The organism is Cloacibacillus sp. An23 (assembly GCF_002159945.1).
In the GTDB taxonomy this organism is placed as follows: Bacteria; Synergistota; Synergistia; order Synergistales; family Synergistaceae; genus Caccocola.
The window spans coordinates 203602-218984 of the sequence record NZ_NFJQ01000002.1 but is presented as its reverse complement, the minus strand read 5'-3'; the positions used below and the strand labels follow the sequence as shown (position 1 = coordinate 218984).

The window sequence follows — 15383 nt, the reverse complement described above, 5'->3', positions numbered from 1 at the left end:
TACTACATTTGCAAATGGCTGGACAAGTAGGCTAGCAGCAATCAGCCAGCAACAAGAACGCCCCGGTGCTCACCCGGGGCGTTTTGGTGTATCTGTGATACTCATCTCTTGGTTAGCTATATTTTAACACCAAAGATTACAACGTCAAGCTAACTACTGCACCACCCCCGCGTTTACCTGATTAACGGTGAACTTCGCCACATTCTTTTGCAGCCCTTTACCGATGTCGCGGCTTATGCCCTCCGCGTCTGTCGCCTGCGTCTGCACTTCGATTTTCCCGATATTGACGCTCGTGTCGCTCGTGTAGCTGTTGCCGCCCGCCGCCACTCGCGCCGGAGATATAGCCTGTCCGGCTCCGCCGCCGAGCGGGCCGATGTGATTCAGGCCGCCGGTCGTGCCTGCCGCCTCGTCAAAACCGAAGAACCCCTTGACGGCGTTCCATCCCGATTTAACCTTCTCAAAAGCTGTCATAAACGGCCCTGCGATGGCGTCAACTATGCCGTCGAATATCCCCTTAAACCAGTCAACTGCGCCGGAGAAGATAGAGACAAGTCCGTCCCAGAGTGCTTGCGCGCCCTCCTTGACCGTATCCCAGTTCTTGTAAAGCAAATACAACGCGCCAATGAGAGCCATTATCGCGGCAACTACCCATGTTATAGGGTTGGCGAGCAACGCGGCTGTGAAGCTCACGACGGCGGGGATTACCGTCGAAATAATGACGGCTGCGACTTTGACAAGCTGCAATCCGAGAAGCTTTAAAACAGCTATCACCGCGCCCCCGACATTGCCGACAAGAGTAAAAACTTTTATCAAAGGTGACATTACGCCGCCAATGAGTTTGACTGCTCCGAATGCGCCGCGTAATGTCCAAAGTCCTGCGACGAGCGTAGCGATGACCTTTCCGACGCTTAGCACTGTCGGAAGAATGTTTTTGAGAGTAGCGATAAAATTTTCTACACTCGCCTTGACTTCCTCCGGCGTGCCGAACTTACTCCAAAAATCGCCGAAGGCTGCTTCTTTCCCGTTCATCCAGCCGAATAAGTCTTCCAGCGCCAGCGCCAGCGCGACGGCTCCCGCTATTAACAGCGTGAACGGATTTGTCAACGTCGCCTTTGCTAGGCGGGCAAGAGCCGGGAGCGCTACCGCTGTAATCGCTGCGGCGAACATTTTGAAAAATATTTCTACGGAATCTTCATGCTGCCGCATGAACTTCACGGCTTTGTCTATCCAGTCGACCATCTTCGTCATAGCCGGGACTATCATGCGCAAAATGACTGCGCTCCCGGCCTTCATGCTCTGCCACAAGTCCCCGAGCTCGCGGTTAAAGGTCTTCGCTATCTCCGCGTCGCGCTTTGTGTAGACGCCGAGCTCGCGCTGTTCGCGGAAGAGCTCTTCGAGCGCGTCGCGTCCCTGCTGTAAGAGAGCAATCATGCCGGGGTCGAAGGATAGCTGCATACCGTAGCCGGTAGCCTCCTGCGCGCCGACCGTCTGAAAAGCGTCAGCAAGGTCAAGCAGCACGGCCTCCGAGTTCCGCGCGGCTCCGTTTACGTCGGTCAGAGATATGCCAAGCTGTGCCGCTATCTCTTTGAGCGGGCCGGAGTCAAAGCGAGTCGCGTCCGTGATATAGTCGTTCATGTCGCGGAAGATGTTGCCTACCTCCTCCGCTTCGACGCCTGCCGTGCGCGCCGCGCCCTGCCACTCCTGCAAGCGCTCTATGTCCATGCCGAGGCTCTGCGAGAGACGGTCAAGCGCCGTCGCGCCGTTGACGTAGCTGTTAAACAGCTCGCTTGCGGCGAACGCTCCTGCTATCGGCGCGGCAATGTTTTTGACGAGATTGCCGATTTTAGACAAGCCGGACTGTATCATGCCTTCGGCCTTGTTCATGCCGTCTTTTACGCCTCTGGGGTCAAGCCCAAGCGAGATTACAAGTTCGTCTATTGTCACGGTCTCACCTCCCCCGCGGCTTCTGCGTTTTCAATATCTGGCGCTCGTTGTAGTTGTTGACGCAAATCACCTCATACATATCAAGCGCGTCATCATAGCTGTATATGGTCTGGAGTTCGTGGAGCGTCGCGAGCTTATGAGAGACTATCGTCCCTATAAGCCCGCTGACGTTGGGGTAGTCCGCTAAGCGCGGCGCGGGATTTTGAGGGTCGTTTCCGCCTTTGAGGATTTGAGCGGGGATTGCTTGCCGTTCCCGTCCGTGCTCTTCTGCGTAAAAAAACCGCCGAAGCACACCGACAACGCCTCCATTTGCAGCCGCACGATGGTCGTGAAGTTGGAGACATAGCCGTCTATGGATTCTCGCGTGCATGGATATTTCGCGTTGTCCACGACGCGCGAGCAGCAGGACAGAAGCTCGTCGAGCAGCGGCTGAACCTTCTCCGGCGCAAGCCCCTTGAAAAGCCCCAGCCCGTGCTCGCGGAACATTTTGCCAACCCACGCCATAGAGAAGTCCGTCTTTGTGTCTACTGTGATTCCGGCCTCGCCCGCACTCGCGGCAAGCAGAAGCCCGGCACGCAGCACCCAGTTGTACTGCTGCGTCGCCGACATCTGCGTTATTTCAAACGTGAGCGGCGCGTCACCGTCCATAAGCTCTATACGTTTTATTCGTCTCATTGTTGTACCCCCTGATTACCGCTTTATATCGTGCTCACGTCTAGGTTCTGGAAGTGGAATGTCCACTGCGTCGGGTCGAGCACGCGCGCGGCGTTCGGGACCCACGTCGCGTTATGCAGCACGCCCTCGCTCCACGTGAACACCTGTCCGATAGACGGAACGCGCGCGACTATCGTGCAGTTGTACGGCCTGCGGTTTCGCGTCTGCGCCATCGCTAGATTCTTGAACGTTTCGTAGAGCGGGCTGGACGCTTCAAGCGATATGGTCAGCGTCTTGATGTTCGGCGTCTGCCCCGCGGCGAGGTAGCCGTCCACGCCCATGCGAGTCTCAGCGAACTGCTCGTCCTCCGACGAGTACATCTGATCGGCAGAGAACTGCTGCACCGTGATGCCGTTCGGGCATATCTCTTCAGCCGAGAAAACAAGCTCGATATTTGCGGAAGTTATGTCGTTGCCAAAAGCGGATACTGACATTGTGCTTCACCTCCTACACAAGCGCAGTGCTCGCTACGACAATGCGCTGGACGCTGCCCGCATACGTGTACCAGACGCTTACGTTCGGGCTGTCGCGCGTCACGCGCACCTGAGCGCCCGCGTCCTCAACCTGTATGTAGTAGCCGTTAATCCACAACTCGTTGCTGATGTCGAGGCCGGCCTCGTTCATGACCTGAGCTTTCTGCGACTCGGAGAGCGTTACGCCCGTGTCTATGCAGCCGTTCTTGATAGCTCGGTTGATGGGGTCTTGCAGCCACGAGCGGATAAGCGTATAGCCGCGCTCGTTGTACGGGACGCGCCCCGCGCTGTTGAGTCCGTTCATAATCGCGACCTGCATGACGTTCTTCAGCCAGATTGAATTGATATACGTGTCAATCCAGTTGTAATCTCCGAACATCGCCCCCGGATAGAAGAACGTGAAGTCGTCGTTACGAGTGGCGTAGGTGCCGATATAGCTGCACTTCTTATTTTCAAGCAGGTTGGCGGTGGTCTCGTCCGTCACAGTCGCAGCGAGCCCGTCAACGTGCTTGAATGCTGTCGTGATAACGCCCTGGTTCCGGTTCCAATCGATGGACGCGACCGTACCGAGAACGAATACCGCCGTGTCCACGTTAGCGTAGACGAGCGCCGTAGCGCCGTACTCCGCCGCCTCTATCTGGTCTGCTATGCTCGACGTAGAGCCCTGCGTCGTGAGCTGCGGGTCTACGCTCCACGGGACATAGAGATAATCCACGCCCTGTCCGGACGCCCACTCTGCGAGTGCAAGTATCTCGTCGTCCTCCGCTTCGTAGAGCGTCGTAAACGTTACCCAGTTCTGCGTCTGCTGCTTGATAGCCGCCATGTTTGCGGTCTCTGACAGCACATCGCTGCCCTGGGAGAGCACCGCGCCGGTGGCTTCCGTTAGGCAGAGCAAGGCGGACACGTCCGTGCCGCTGTCGCCCGCCGAAGCGTAGCCTATCGTCGACTCCGCGCCGGTCGTCGGGCTGTTGATTTGGAACGCGCCCGTGAGGCTCGAATAGGTGACGGTCGTAGAGGGTAGTTCCCCCGCGAGCGCGGTCTGTATCGTCTCCGCCACGTCTGAATAGCTCGTGTCTGCGTTGAAATCAAGCCCCGTCACGGTGTAGACTGTGCCGTTGATGGTGACTTTCATCGCTCCGTCAGTGACCGCCTGCAACGAGGCGAGCGTGCCCGTGAACTTGCCGCCGCGTAAAAACGCAGCGCGGGCTTCGCTTACTCGCGCGCCGAACATGAGACGCTTCGGCTTCGCGAAAGAGTTGTTATAACCAAGGAAATACTGCGTCGCCTGTGCGTACTCCGCGCTGTCGAGGCCGAAGTACGAGCCTACCGCGTCGGCGGTCGTAAACTCCATGACCATCGACGAAAGCGGCATGAGCGTGTTCTCTGTCAGTATTAGCCCGTTAAACTCTAGGTCTGTGCCTCCGGGCTGTATCAGCCTCGGATTTATCGACACAATCCATGATGCCGGTATAGGCATATTTATCACTCCTTTTTGTGCGTTTGGCGTGTGTTTGCAACGCACGCCGTGCGTTTTTTCGTGTGTTTCGCGTGTGTTAGGGCTTGTGGTGTGCGTCCACGTTTTCAAGCCGCTTGAGGTTCACGGCGTCGAACCACGGCAATTCAGCCGAGACCGCCGTCCAGAAGGAGAGCCGTACGGTGGTCATCCAACGGCTGACGTACTGCTTTGCGTCACCGATGAAGCTCAAATCCTGCGCGTCCGTCGCGTATAAGCATCCCATGTCATATTGCGCGAAGAACTGCGGGCCGAAAGACGAACGCGCTACAGTCTCGATAGACTGCGCGCGCCGCCGCGCGAAGTCGCGCCCTGTGTGCGGGTCGGAGCAGAAATCTATCTGCACGTCGCAGAGTATCAGCTCCGAGGTAGTGAGTACGCCGTCCTCGTCTATGGCGGCCTGTGAAGCGTCGAAGGTCTCGACGTTCGTGCCGCGCCTAAAATGGCTGATGATAGACATGACGGCGTATTCGTTGTCGTGCGGCAGGCTCATACGGTTCGACCAGCCGCGGAAGATGCGCCCAGTCTTGGAGGCGTCCGCCATTGCCGGAAGCCCGAAGGTCTCGATGAAGTCATAGACGGCGCGGTACACGTCCGGCTCGTCTACGGCCTTGAAGTTAAGCGGCGGGGGGAAAGTCGCCATCGTCGCCGCCTCCCTCGTCTATACCGGCGGGCGGAAGCTCCTGCAATGTACCGAGGACGCACACCCAGCCGACGCCTGCGAAATCGTCCGGCGATGCGGTCACGAGCCACCATGTACCGTCAGCGCGCTTTATCATGTCGCCGTTTCGTGCGAACGGGCGATCTATCGGAGCGGGCGGCATTGCCGCGCTCGCGTAGAGATAGAACCGCATAATGACGGTGTTTTGGCTCGTCCGCTCGACAAGCTCAAGGTCTGCGTTGTTAGCGCTCTGCACCTGTGCTTTGACCGTCTGCGGTGCGGCGTATTGTGCAGTTACAACTCCGTAGCTGTTGACCTGTCCTGTAGACTGGTAGAGAGTCACCGTCTCGTCCGGGTGTACCGCCGTTATTGCGCCGCGCACGATGTTGTGGAGGTTGAGGCCGCCGCTCATCCTTCGACTACCTCGTAATCGACGGCTTCCATCATTTGGCCCGTGTCAATGAGCGGGTGTTCAGGGTTGGAGGTTTTGCCCCTCTTGAGTTTGGCCTTGATAGTTGCGGGCTTTAATGCCTTAAAGTTGCCGGATTCAATTTCCCTCTTAACGTCGGCTTTCATTGCCTCGCCGATTTTGTGCATCGCGGGTTTTGCCGTTCCCTTGGTGATTTCTCCCTTTAACATCTGCGCAAGCTCCTTGCACCATTCCTCCTGGCGGTGTTCGACCGTTTGCCGCAAGAACGGGCGTGTCGGCATTGTAAATGACGATTTTTTTACGTGTCCTTCAAGTAAGATAGTCGCCTTTTTACGCTTTACCATTTTCAGCTTGCCCGTTTTTTTATCCTCACGGAAAGGCATGAGCTGCGTATGCTCTGGGATTGGGATAGTCATGCCGAACTCATGGGCGGCGGCGTACTGGACTATAGACTGCCCCTCCGTCGTCGTCGAGCCCTGCAATATCCCGACTTTAACGCCGACCTTCTGCGCGGCTATCTTCGCGAGCAGCGCTTTATACTTCTCGCCGCCCGTGACTTTAACAACCTTTGTAGGCATAGTAACGCACCCCCACTCTGTACGGCCTCATGGCCTCCCAGTACGCAGCCCCGCAAGGGGTCTGCAAGTACCACCAGTTTTGGAGCGTGTACGGCGGTGCGGCGAAGCCGGAGGACACGCTGCCCTCGGTCGCGCTCGTGAGCGGCCCGACTACCGCCCCGCGCTGATAGAGCGTCGCGAGGTGGCAGACGAGCATGAAGAGTATGACCTGACGCGCGTCGAGGTCGCTGATTACGGAGCCGTCGCGGTTAAGCCCGCTGATAATGCAGGCTACATCCCAGAAGCCTTGAAGCTGCTCGTCCGATATGTCCGCAAACTGCGGATAGGCGGCGCGAAACGCCGCGATGTCGAAAGAGATAACAGCCATGCGGCGCGCCTCCTTTCTTAGTCGTCGGTCTTGGGCTCAGTGCGCGCGCGTTTCGGGTCTATAGGCTCGTAGCCGTTGCGCAGCCCGCGCCTGTCGTTGAGCTCAGACTTCGCCGCGTCTTCGGTCGAGACCGCGAAAATCAGCCCGTTGCGGAAAGCTGGCATCTTCGCGTATTTCGTCTCGACGGCCTCCCATAGCCCTCCGTCCACGTCCGGCGTGCGCCCGAAAGTCCCCGCCGCGGGCAGTATGCCCTTCGGCAGCCCGCGCAGGTTCGTCGCGTTGCCGTTGATGAGCAGCTTCTGCTCGACGCCGTGAGAGTCGAGCACAGAGAAGATGATGCTGCGCGGCGAGTTGTAAAACACGGTCACGCGCCCCTGATATTTCCGCGACGGTGCGGAAATAAAAGAGGCGGCGGAGTTTTTAGGCTCTGCCGCCTCAACAGAAGGAGGGGAGGTGATTGAGGATGTCGTGTTTATTTTTGCCGCTGATGTTTTTCGTTTTACCGTTGCCATAGTGTGCGCACCCCCTGTTGTATCAAGGCTCTATTAGAGCCCTTCCATCGTCGCTATCGCGAACGGGTAATAGACTATCGCGCCGTAGGTCGTCGCCGTGACCTTCTGCTTGTAGCTGGACAGCTCGCGGACGACCGGGAGCGCGCGGTACTTCTCGCCGAAAGCGAGCTGCGCCGTCGGTATACCGAGGATTTCCTTCGCGATGAGCATTATCGTGTTGCCGCTCGTCGCGTTGTAGAGTTCCGGCAGCTCTACGAAGTCGAGCCTGTCCCCGTACTCGTTCTTGAGCATCTGGCGGACGGAGAGCCCGAACTGGTTAATCTTGCCGAGCTGGGAATTGCTCTGCGGCGAGAGTACGAGCACGAGCGGCGTGTCCTCGGTGATGTTGCCCTGCGAGTTCTGACGCAGCGAGGCCGCGAGCGCGAGCACGTCGTTATATATCTCGTCGGCGGTCTTGTCCGCCCACTCCGTGCCGCCGCCGGTTGCGGCTGTGCCCGCCGTTATCGAGGCGTTGAGGTTCGGGTCGTTGAGCAGTCCGTATATTTCGCGTCCCTGCACGCCGAAGAGATAGAAACGGTTAGAGTCTATCTCGATAATACGCGCCGCCGCCTTCTGTTTCTCCGAAGCGAGATTCATCTTCGCGACGGAGGCCATGTCGGACTCGAGGTCGCCGTACTTGATGGTCGTCTGGAATATATACTGCTCGCGGGACGGCCAGTTCTCGTTGACTCCGGCAACGCCGCCGTCGGCATAGTCGCTGTACGGCGTCGTCACGCCCGTGTACTCCTGCACGCGGAACTTGAAGTACGGGGTCGTCCAGTCGCCTTTCTTGACTTCGGGGAATATCTTCTTCGCGTTCCTCGGGGCGGTCAGAATCTCGACGACCATCGGGTCAATATAGGCGAGGATTTCAGCAGGGACGGCGGTGTTCGGCGTGGTGATGAGCGCCGCGTCCTGTGCGAGCTGCTCCATATAGGCGTGGTCTTTGATGTTCATCCACGCGCGCGCCTGCGGGAAAATAAAACCGCCCTCGCGGGCGGCCTCAAAGGAAACGTTAATCATATCGTTATCACTCCTTGTCTCTCGTTATGCTCCGGTCGGGGTCGTCCACTCCGTGCCGTCCGCGCCGCTGTTGACGGTAAGCACCTGCCCCGCCGTACCTACCGCGGTCACGCCGGTGCCGCCGTTGGCTATCGGGAGCTGTCCAGTCACGTTGGAGAGGTCGGCCTTGGCGTAAGAGCTGAGGTCTGGCGAACTGCCGCCGGAAGAAGCTACAACCGGGGCCTCGTTGGAAATGATTATCATGTCGCCCTCATTGCCTGCAGTCATAGCGCGCCACGACGTTTCGACCGCGCCGCTCTGCGAGCTGCCCGCTTCCGCGAAAGTGGCCGCGCCGGTAGTCGTGTTTGCGAAGACCGCCATGCCGACGGTTACTGTCGTATTTGCCGGAATATAGAAGTCGCCACGAAGCGCGACGGCGGTCACGTTCTGGCCTTTGGGGATTATCAGCGTGCCTTCCGAGGTCAGGTCGTAGTTATAGACCGCCAGAATGCGCTCGACGAAACCGAGCGGAGCGCCCGTACCGGTGTTGAGTACCTGCTTCGGGTCTGTAGCCTCGGCGGACTCCCAGACGAACGAGCCGACAGTGATGTCCGCCCCTGCGGTGTAGTTCTGCGGAGTGTAGACGAACGGGTTCTGCGAAGCCCTATCCCCCTGCACCGCCGCAGCCTGATAAAGATTTACCGATTTCTGTAGTGCCATAGTTCACAGCCTCCTTACTTCTGGATTCGCGCGAGCCCGTCAAACGCGCCTTTGAGGAAGTCGCCGCCCGCGGAGTCGTTAGCCATCTGCGGGGCTCCCGCCGCCCTATTCTTGTTGCCGCGCACGAGTTTAAGCATCTGCGGGAACGCGGACGGGTGGACGTTGCGCACATCTACGCCTGCCGCCGTCAGGGCCTTGCGGTATATGTCGTCAGCGCTGTCGAACGCCATCGGGTCGGCGAGTATCCCGAGCACTGGGCGGCAGTCGTTGGCGGCCGCGTAAAGCGCCTTGATGTGGGCTTTCGTGTCCGCGGCGACCTGTTCTTTAGCTTTCTTGATAGCCGCGTCCATCGCCTCGCGCTGGTGTTCCAGTTCGCGCTTCATTCCTTCCGACTCGTGCTCGCGGTCAAGCTTTTCACGCTCCGCACGGTTGCGCATAAGGTTCTCGCCGTACTTAACGCCCTCAGCGAAGGCCTTGGAGCTTCCGGGGTCGTCCGCGTCCACGCCGCATTCGTCCATAGCGCGGCGCATCCCTTCGGATTCGTGTTCGCGGTCAAGTTTCCGGCGCTCTTCCGGGTCGCGTTCAAGCTCTTCACCGTATTTGACGCCCTCCGCGAACTCGCGGCTGCCCTTCTCGTCGTCCTTTGCCGGGGTAATAACGTCCGTGTCCGTGGCGGGCGCGGATTTAAGCTCTTCGAGCATCGCCGCTATCCCGGCCTTCGCGTCCTCGTCCGCTTCGGGGAAGAACTTGGCGACGATCTCGTCTATGCTTGCCCCCGCGTCTATGTCGAGGTTGATTGTGCGCGGGTCAAGCCCCTCGCGCTGCGCTTCCACAACCTGCACGGCCTTCATCATTGCGGCGAGATTGACTTCCATGCCCTCTATCGCGGGCACTGCGTCGAAGGCAAGCACGCCCTTCTTGGTCGTTTTTTTCATCTCTTTTTGCGTCCTCCTTTGAGGGGCCAGCGCCCCCAGTGATTTAGGTTTCGCGTCCGCGACGGCAACGTCCGGCCCCGCGCGCCCCTCTTTGACTAGCGCGACGTGATTGGCCCTGATGTCCGTCATGCGTCCGTCGTAATGCTCGCCGCCGAAGATGCCGCCCTGCATGACGGGCGTGTACTTATAAGCGGCGGAAAGCTCCTTGTAGTCCCCACGCTCTATCGCGTCTATCGCCTCGCCGTCCGTGATAATCAGTGAGTTGACGACGTAAGGCGAGCGGAACTCCGCGTCGGTGCCGAGACTGCCTATGACATACTCCTTAGCGGGGCACGCGGCGTTAGTCTGATGATGCTCGAAAAGCAGCGGCATCCCGTTAAAGCTGTCCGCAGCCTTCGCCAGCTCGTCCGCGGGGCGGTACATGTAGTAGAGCCGTCCAGGCTCGAGCCCCAGCCCCTGCCAGTCGGGGATTTCATTGCCGTAGTACGGCGCGACCTGCTCCTTGGTGATGTTCGACGCGTCCACGTGCAGATAGCCGTTGTCGTCCTTATGACGGCGGCTAGCCGCGGCGTCGAACGCAATGCGGTCGCTGCGGGGTCTGTCCCGTATCATGCAATCACTCCTTTGTGTGTTTCCGTGCGTTGCCTTACTAGCTAATCACTATGATATAATAGGTTTATAAGTACAACGGCAATTATGCGCAACGGTATGGTCTGCGATATACCAACCTAGCGAAGTCTGGAGGTTATAAACATGCCCAGAAAATTCACTGACGCGCTTATCAACGACGCGGTAAAACGTCTCTCCGAAGGTAAGATGCTTAAAACGGTTGCTGAAGAGCTGGGGGTCTGCCCCGACAACCTCTCCATTCATGTTAGGAAGCGTGGATTCACCATTCCACGAAACCGACGAACCGATGATAGAACACTTGTCCCCGAAGATGAGGTCATATCCATGTACAAGTCCGGCGTAAGCGAGCTGGAAATTGCCCGCCATTTTGGGTGTTCCCGCAATGTCATTCGTCGTCGCATTCTGCGAGCTGGGATTACCCCGAGAAATGGAAAAGAGGCAAACAAGCTCCGCTATCGTGAGACTACCGAGGAATACAGACAAGCGCTTACTCACGCTGCCCGTGAAGCTCGTCGCGGAGAAATGCCCCATAGCCAACGATGTCATTACGCATCCTCCCGAGAGGACACCGGCAATGCCTCTCACTTCGGACCTGGTGAAACCGAACTCGCGTCCTTTCTTGAACAAAGAGGTTTTCGTTTTGTCCGTCAAAAAGCTATTGACATCTATAACGTCGATTTCGCCATCGGACACGTCGCCGTGGAAGTCACACTCGGCACAACCAAATATCGAGGCAGAAGCACCATGTCCAACAAACGCCTCAAAAAAATTCTCGAATGTGGGTATAGCCCCATAACGATTGAGTTCTCTGACGTATCTGTCCTTAGCGCCTATCTGGAAAATATAATCTCCGCAATCAACGAGGCCGGCAGCCTTCCACCCTTCAAGAGTGAGTATTGGATGATTCGGTGTTACTCTAAGGACTACACCGTTTATCGTAACGAGCTCGGTCAGTTCGCCTCTGTAAAAACGCCTGTACAGCTTTTCTACGAACGGAAGTCCATACAACTTTGAATTGCCTGGGAAGCAGTTCACCAGCTCCCCCGGGAACACCTCGCGCCCCACCGCGCTGTCGTACATGCCTTTGGAGAGGTCGAACTCCTTGCCGTTCATCTCCACGTGCGTATGCCGGTACGTCTTCCCGGCGCTGGTGTGTATCCAGATGCCTTTCGTTATCCCGAGGCTCTGCATACGCGCGCGGGACAGGTTCTCCGTCGCCTTGTTTGTCTGGTCGCGCGCTATCATTGCAGCGCGGCGGCGCGTTATCTGGTAGCGCTTGCCGAGCTCGTCCGTCAGATAGCCGAGGTCTCGCCCGTTCTGCACGCACCGCTGCACAAGCCCCTGCACCTCCGTAAAATAGTGCTGAGGTATGGACTTTATCAGATTGACGTTCTCAATGATGATAGACTGCAGCACGTCGCGCTCGTGGCGGCTCATGTAGCGGAATTTGACCGTGAACAGCTCGGCTATCCCCGCCGCCTTGAATGCCTCGCGCGTGGAGTTGCGCACGTGCTGCGAGTTCTTATCCGCGAACCACTGTGCGAGCGTCTCAGCGGCCTCGTTGTACTTTTTGAGCCAGTCGCGCATGACGCTCTGCAGCTCCTGCGACAAGTCGCGCGCCGGGCCCGCGTCCTGCGTTATCTGGTTTTCGCGCCTGCGGTAAGCAGCGCGCATCCACCAGATGACCGAGCGCTGCATGTCGTCTATAAGCTTGTCCAGCTTCTCGCGGTACTCGCGCTCGAGCGCGGCAGCCGGACGTACCGCCCTCAGCGTCCTTTTAACAGCCATCTCCGCTCCTTCTAGTAGACCTGTCCGGCGAAGTCGCGGTCGTCAAGGTCTGAGCGCCCGGGCTCCTGCGCGCCCTCCATCGGGAGCGCGAGGTCTGGCTCCGGCACTTCCGCGCCCGGGTCTATGTTTGTAAACTGGCTCTTCGGGTCTTCCGCGAGCGCCTTGCGTACTTCCTCGCCGCTCACGATGCCGCGGTCGAAGAGCGTCGCCGCAGTGTTGGCCTTGACGAGCTGCGTGTCCGCTACAGCCTTGTCGTCGTCGTCCCCGAGCGGCGGGAAGGTGAAGGTCAGAGCGTCGTCGATAACGCCGAACTTGTTGAGCTGTAAGATGTCCAGCGCGTGTTTCAGCGGCTCACGGAATATCTTCTCCTGTATGCTGTTGATATGGTCGTAATGGTTCTGCATATCCGCGTCGCCTGTGGCGTTTAGCCCACCGGGGGTGACGCCCCAGAGCTTGACGACCGGCTCTCCGAACATCGCCGCGACTATCTCCATCGCCTGCCGCACGATGTCTGTAACGCCCGAGAGCGGAGTTTCGAGCTTTATCATGTCTTCCATGTCCTTGTCTATGAGCGCCACGCCGTCGTTATCGCACATCTGGACGAAGTACCTTATGCGCTTGTCAATCTCTCCGCTCGCGCCGCCTGCAAGCACCGCCTGCATATCCGTCTTGAGGACGGTCAGGCTGAACTTGGTAAGCAGCCTCGCTTCTGCCTCGCGGCAGCTCGTGAAGTGCGTGACCGCGTCGAGCACAATCTGCGCCAGTGGGATGCCGAAGAAGTTGTACGACGGGAGCAGCAGCGTCGGCGGGCGGTTCTCGGTGAAATACAGGAAGCGCGAGGCGTGTATCTCCGTGCCAAGCACGTACCACGTCTCAGGCCGGAAGTAACTCGCAGAGACCGGGTTGCTCGCGTTGTAGAAGCCAGGCGCGATGTTGAACGGCTCGACGAGACGGAAGCCGCGCAGCGAGCCCTGCGAGAACGTGTCGGCGTCAAGACGCAGCGGGGTTTTGAGGTCTTCGTCGGTCAGGTCGCCCACGTCAATGTAAGCCAGACAGCCGCCGAAGTAGCCGCTCATCGCGGCGGCCTCGCGGAACAGCCGCCTCAGCCCGAACGCCTCCATCTCGCCGTTGAGCGTCTGGATAATGCTGTCGCCCTCTGCCTCCGGCGTTACCGGGACAACGCCGCCCGACAAAAAAGGCGAGCCGTTAAGCCCGCCGTCTATTTCCTGCTCCTGCTCTTTCTGCGCCGCCGGGTCTTTGCCGTTGTACGTCAGCTCTATCCACTTGCGCGTCATTTCGTCGGCACGCATCTCGACGCCGGAGCGGATAAGCCCGTCCTGCGTGAGATTGGACAGCACGCCGTAGCCCACAAACTGCGACGCGTAGGCGAGCATCCCGTTGCAGAGCGTGTGTTGCAAAAGGTTGTACACGCCTGCGGAGTCGAGCGCCGCGCCCTGCGCAATCCTGGCGTTATCGGCACCGCGGAAGCCCAGCGTCTCGCACGGCTGAAACATGGCGCGGATTGCGCCGGGGGTGAGAACGCCCGCGCCCGCGCCGCGAGACGACAAAGCCTCCGCGGCTATCTTCATCGACGGCGTTCGGTATGCCGCCTTTGGTTTTCGTTGTTTTCGGCTCATGCCTTACCTCCTGTATAGTCCGCGCGGCTGTAGTATCGAGGGGTTAATGCGGATAGACGGGCGCGCCGTGAACTGCCTCAGCGCCTGCGTCGTAGCGTCAACCTGGTCGTCGTGCGCAGCCGTCGGGAACTGCGTCAGCTCGTCTATATACTCGCGCGCCCACTGGCACCATGACGGATTGGGGATATATACGTTCCCAGCCTCGAAAAGCGGCGTGACCGCGTAAGCCCGCGCCGTCTTTGAACCGTCCGGCTCTATAGGCACGATTCCCGGCACGTGAGACTTGAGCGCGCTTATCACCGCCGGGCCGTTGGCCTTGTCCTCAACGAGCTTCTTTAGCGCGCGCGGGTATTTCTGCGACAACGCGACAAACGCCTCCATAGTGGCGACAAAATCCATCTGCCGCCGCACCTGGTCGAGAAGGAAATAGCGCGCGTCCTTGCGCGCCCAGACCTGCCCGACAACGAAGTCCTTGTCGTCGCCCTCTTTGAAGGTCATATCCCATGAGATAATCGTTTCGTCGAAGCTCTGCGGCAGATCCGCCGGGTTATACAGCCTCAGCCACTCAGTGCGGAACACCGCGCCGCCCTCGACTGTCGGGTGCTGCTGATACAGCGCCTCCCAGTCGCGCGTGCCTATGGCGGCCTTGATGCGCATAAGCTGATCGAGCGGGTAGCGCTCTGGGTGAAGAGCCTCGCCCTTCTTGCGGTGCGCTTCGTCGCACGTCGCTATGGCGGGATAGTCCACTATCTCCCACTGGTCGCCCTCGCCTGTCTTCGCGGCCTCGATAAGCCGTCCCGTAAGGTCGTCCATGTGCCAGCGCGTGGCTATGACGAGTATGCCGCCGCCGGGCGCGAGGCGCGTGTAAAACGTCGAGGTGTACCAGTCCCATATCTTTTCCCGTATCGTCGGGCTGTCCGCCTCGGCGCGCGATTTGAAAGGGTCGTCGATTATCATAATGTCAGCGCCCATTCCGTTAATGCCGCCGCCGACGCCCGCGCTGCGATAACTGCCGTTGTGGCCGACTATCTCGAATATGTCATTGTTGCGGACGTAGCCGCTGCGCCCCGTCCTCGCGTTAGCCCCTGGGAGTCGCGTGTCAGAGAAGATGCTTAAGTATGGAGCATCGTCCATTATGCGCTGCACGTCGCGGTTTATACGCGACGCCAAGTCCGCCGAGTAGGACGCCGCTATAACGCTGATGTTCGGCTCGCGTCCGAACGCATAGGCCGGGAAGCGGCGCGAGGCCAGTTCTGACTTTCCAGAGCGCGGCGGCATACAGATAATGAGGCGCGGAGAGCGCCGCGCCCGCACATCGTCGAGAAACCTATCCAGCCGCAAGCATATCTCTTCGTGGCACCAGCCCATGAGATATGACGGATATGTATAGCGGACGAAGCCGGACATGGAGTTAGCCGCAATGCTGCGGCGCAAGGTCTC

15 protein-coding genes are annotated in these 15383 nt (G+C 58.8%); all 15 read right to left on the bottom strand.

The window, feature by feature from the left end; translation table 11 throughout:
* Window positions 1-153 precede the first annotated feature (153 nt).
* Complete coding sequence (locus B5F39_RS02765; protein ID WP_087363592.1) at window positions 154-1944, bottom strand: hypothetical protein; 1791 nt, start codon at window positions 1942-1944, stop codon at window positions 154-156.
* Window positions 1945-2127: 183 nt separating this feature from the next.
* Window positions 2128-2619, bottom strand: coding sequence for a phage tail assembly chaperone (locus B5F39_RS02755; protein WP_087363590.1), 492 nt, complete (start codon window positions 2617-2619; stop codon window positions 2128-2130).
* Window positions 2620-2642: 23 nt separating this feature from the next.
* Window positions 2643-3092 carry a hypothetical protein gene (locus tag B5F39_RS02750; RefSeq protein WP_087363588.1) on the bottom strand — a complete coding sequence of 150 codons (450 nt, stop codon included), beginning with the start codon at window positions 3090-3092 and terminating at the stop codon, window positions 2643-2645.
* Between the two features lie 13 nt (window positions 3093-3105).
* A complete protein-coding gene (locus tag B5F39_RS02745; protein WP_087363586.1) occupies window positions 3106-4608 on the bottom strand; it encodes a DUF3383 domain-containing protein in 1503 nt (500 codons plus the stop codon).
* Between the two features lie 76 nt (window positions 4609-4684).
* The gene (locus B5F39_RS02740; RefSeq protein ID WP_087363585.1) at window positions 4685-5287 is read right to left on the bottom strand and encodes a hypothetical protein; all 603 of its coding nucleotides are present in this window, start codon (window positions 5285-5287) and stop codon (window positions 4685-4687) included.
* Window positions 5262-5717: a hypothetical protein gene (locus B5F39_RS02735; protein ID WP_087363583.1), complete on the bottom strand. Its 456-nt coding sequence runs from the start codon at window positions 5715-5717 to the stop codon at window positions 5262-5264. The genes B5F39_RS02740 and B5F39_RS02735 overlap by 26 nt, the downstream gene beginning before the upstream one ends.
* On the bottom strand, window positions 5714-6313 hold the full coding sequence (locus B5F39_RS02730) for a hypothetical protein (RefSeq protein WP_087363581.1): 600 nt from the start codon (window positions 6311-6313) through the stop codon (window positions 5714-5716). Before B5F39_RS02730 ends, B5F39_RS02735 begins: the two co-directional genes overlap by 4 nt.
* Window positions 6294-6680, bottom strand: a complete 387-nt coding sequence (locus B5F39_RS02725) for a DUF4054 domain-containing protein (RefSeq protein WP_087363578.1) — start codon at window positions 6678-6680, stop codon at window positions 6294-6296. The genes B5F39_RS02730 and B5F39_RS02725 overlap by 20 nt, the downstream gene beginning before the upstream one ends.
* A gap of 17 nt (window positions 6681-6697) precedes the next feature.
* The gene (locus B5F39_RS02720; RefSeq protein ID WP_087363577.1) at window positions 6698-7042 is read right to left on the bottom strand and encodes a hypothetical protein; all 345 of its coding nucleotides are present in this window, start codon (window positions 7040-7042) and stop codon (window positions 6698-6700) included.
* Between the two features lie 183 nt (window positions 7043-7225).
* Entirely contained in the window at window positions 7226-8254 is a 1029-nt protein-coding gene (locus tag B5F39_RS02715; protein ID WP_204245020.1) for a major capsid family protein, read from the bottom strand.
* 24 nt (window positions 8255-8278) lie between these two features.
* A complete protein-coding gene (locus tag B5F39_RS02710) occupies window positions 8279-8953 on the bottom strand; it encodes a hypothetical protein (protein WP_087363575.1) in 675 nt (224 codons plus the stop codon).
* A 14-nt stretch (window positions 8954-8967) separates the two neighbouring features.
* Window positions 8968-10500, bottom strand: a complete 1533-nt coding sequence (locus tag B5F39_RS02705) for a DUF2213 domain-containing protein (protein WP_087363573.1) — start codon at window positions 10498-10500, stop codon at window positions 8968-8970.
* A gap of 48 nt (window positions 10501-10548) precedes the next feature.
* Window positions 10549-12306: a phage minor head protein gene (locus tag B5F39_RS14390; RefSeq protein ID WP_087363571.1), complete on the bottom strand. Its 1758-nt coding sequence runs from the start codon at window positions 12304-12306 to the stop codon at window positions 10549-10551.
* A gap of 11 nt (window positions 12307-12317) precedes the next feature.
* Window positions 12318-13943, bottom strand: a complete 1626-nt coding sequence (locus B5F39_RS02695) for a DUF1073 domain-containing protein (RefSeq protein WP_087363569.1) — start codon at window positions 13941-13943, stop codon at window positions 12318-12320.
* A 3-nt stretch (window positions 13944-13946) separates the two neighbouring features.
* The gene (gene terL / locus B5F39_RS02690) at window positions 13947-15377 is read right to left on the bottom strand and encodes a phage terminase large subunit (RefSeq protein WP_204245019.1); all 1431 of its coding nucleotides are present in this window, start codon (window positions 15375-15377) and stop codon (window positions 13947-13949) included.
* Window positions 15378-15383 lie beyond the last annotated feature (6 nt).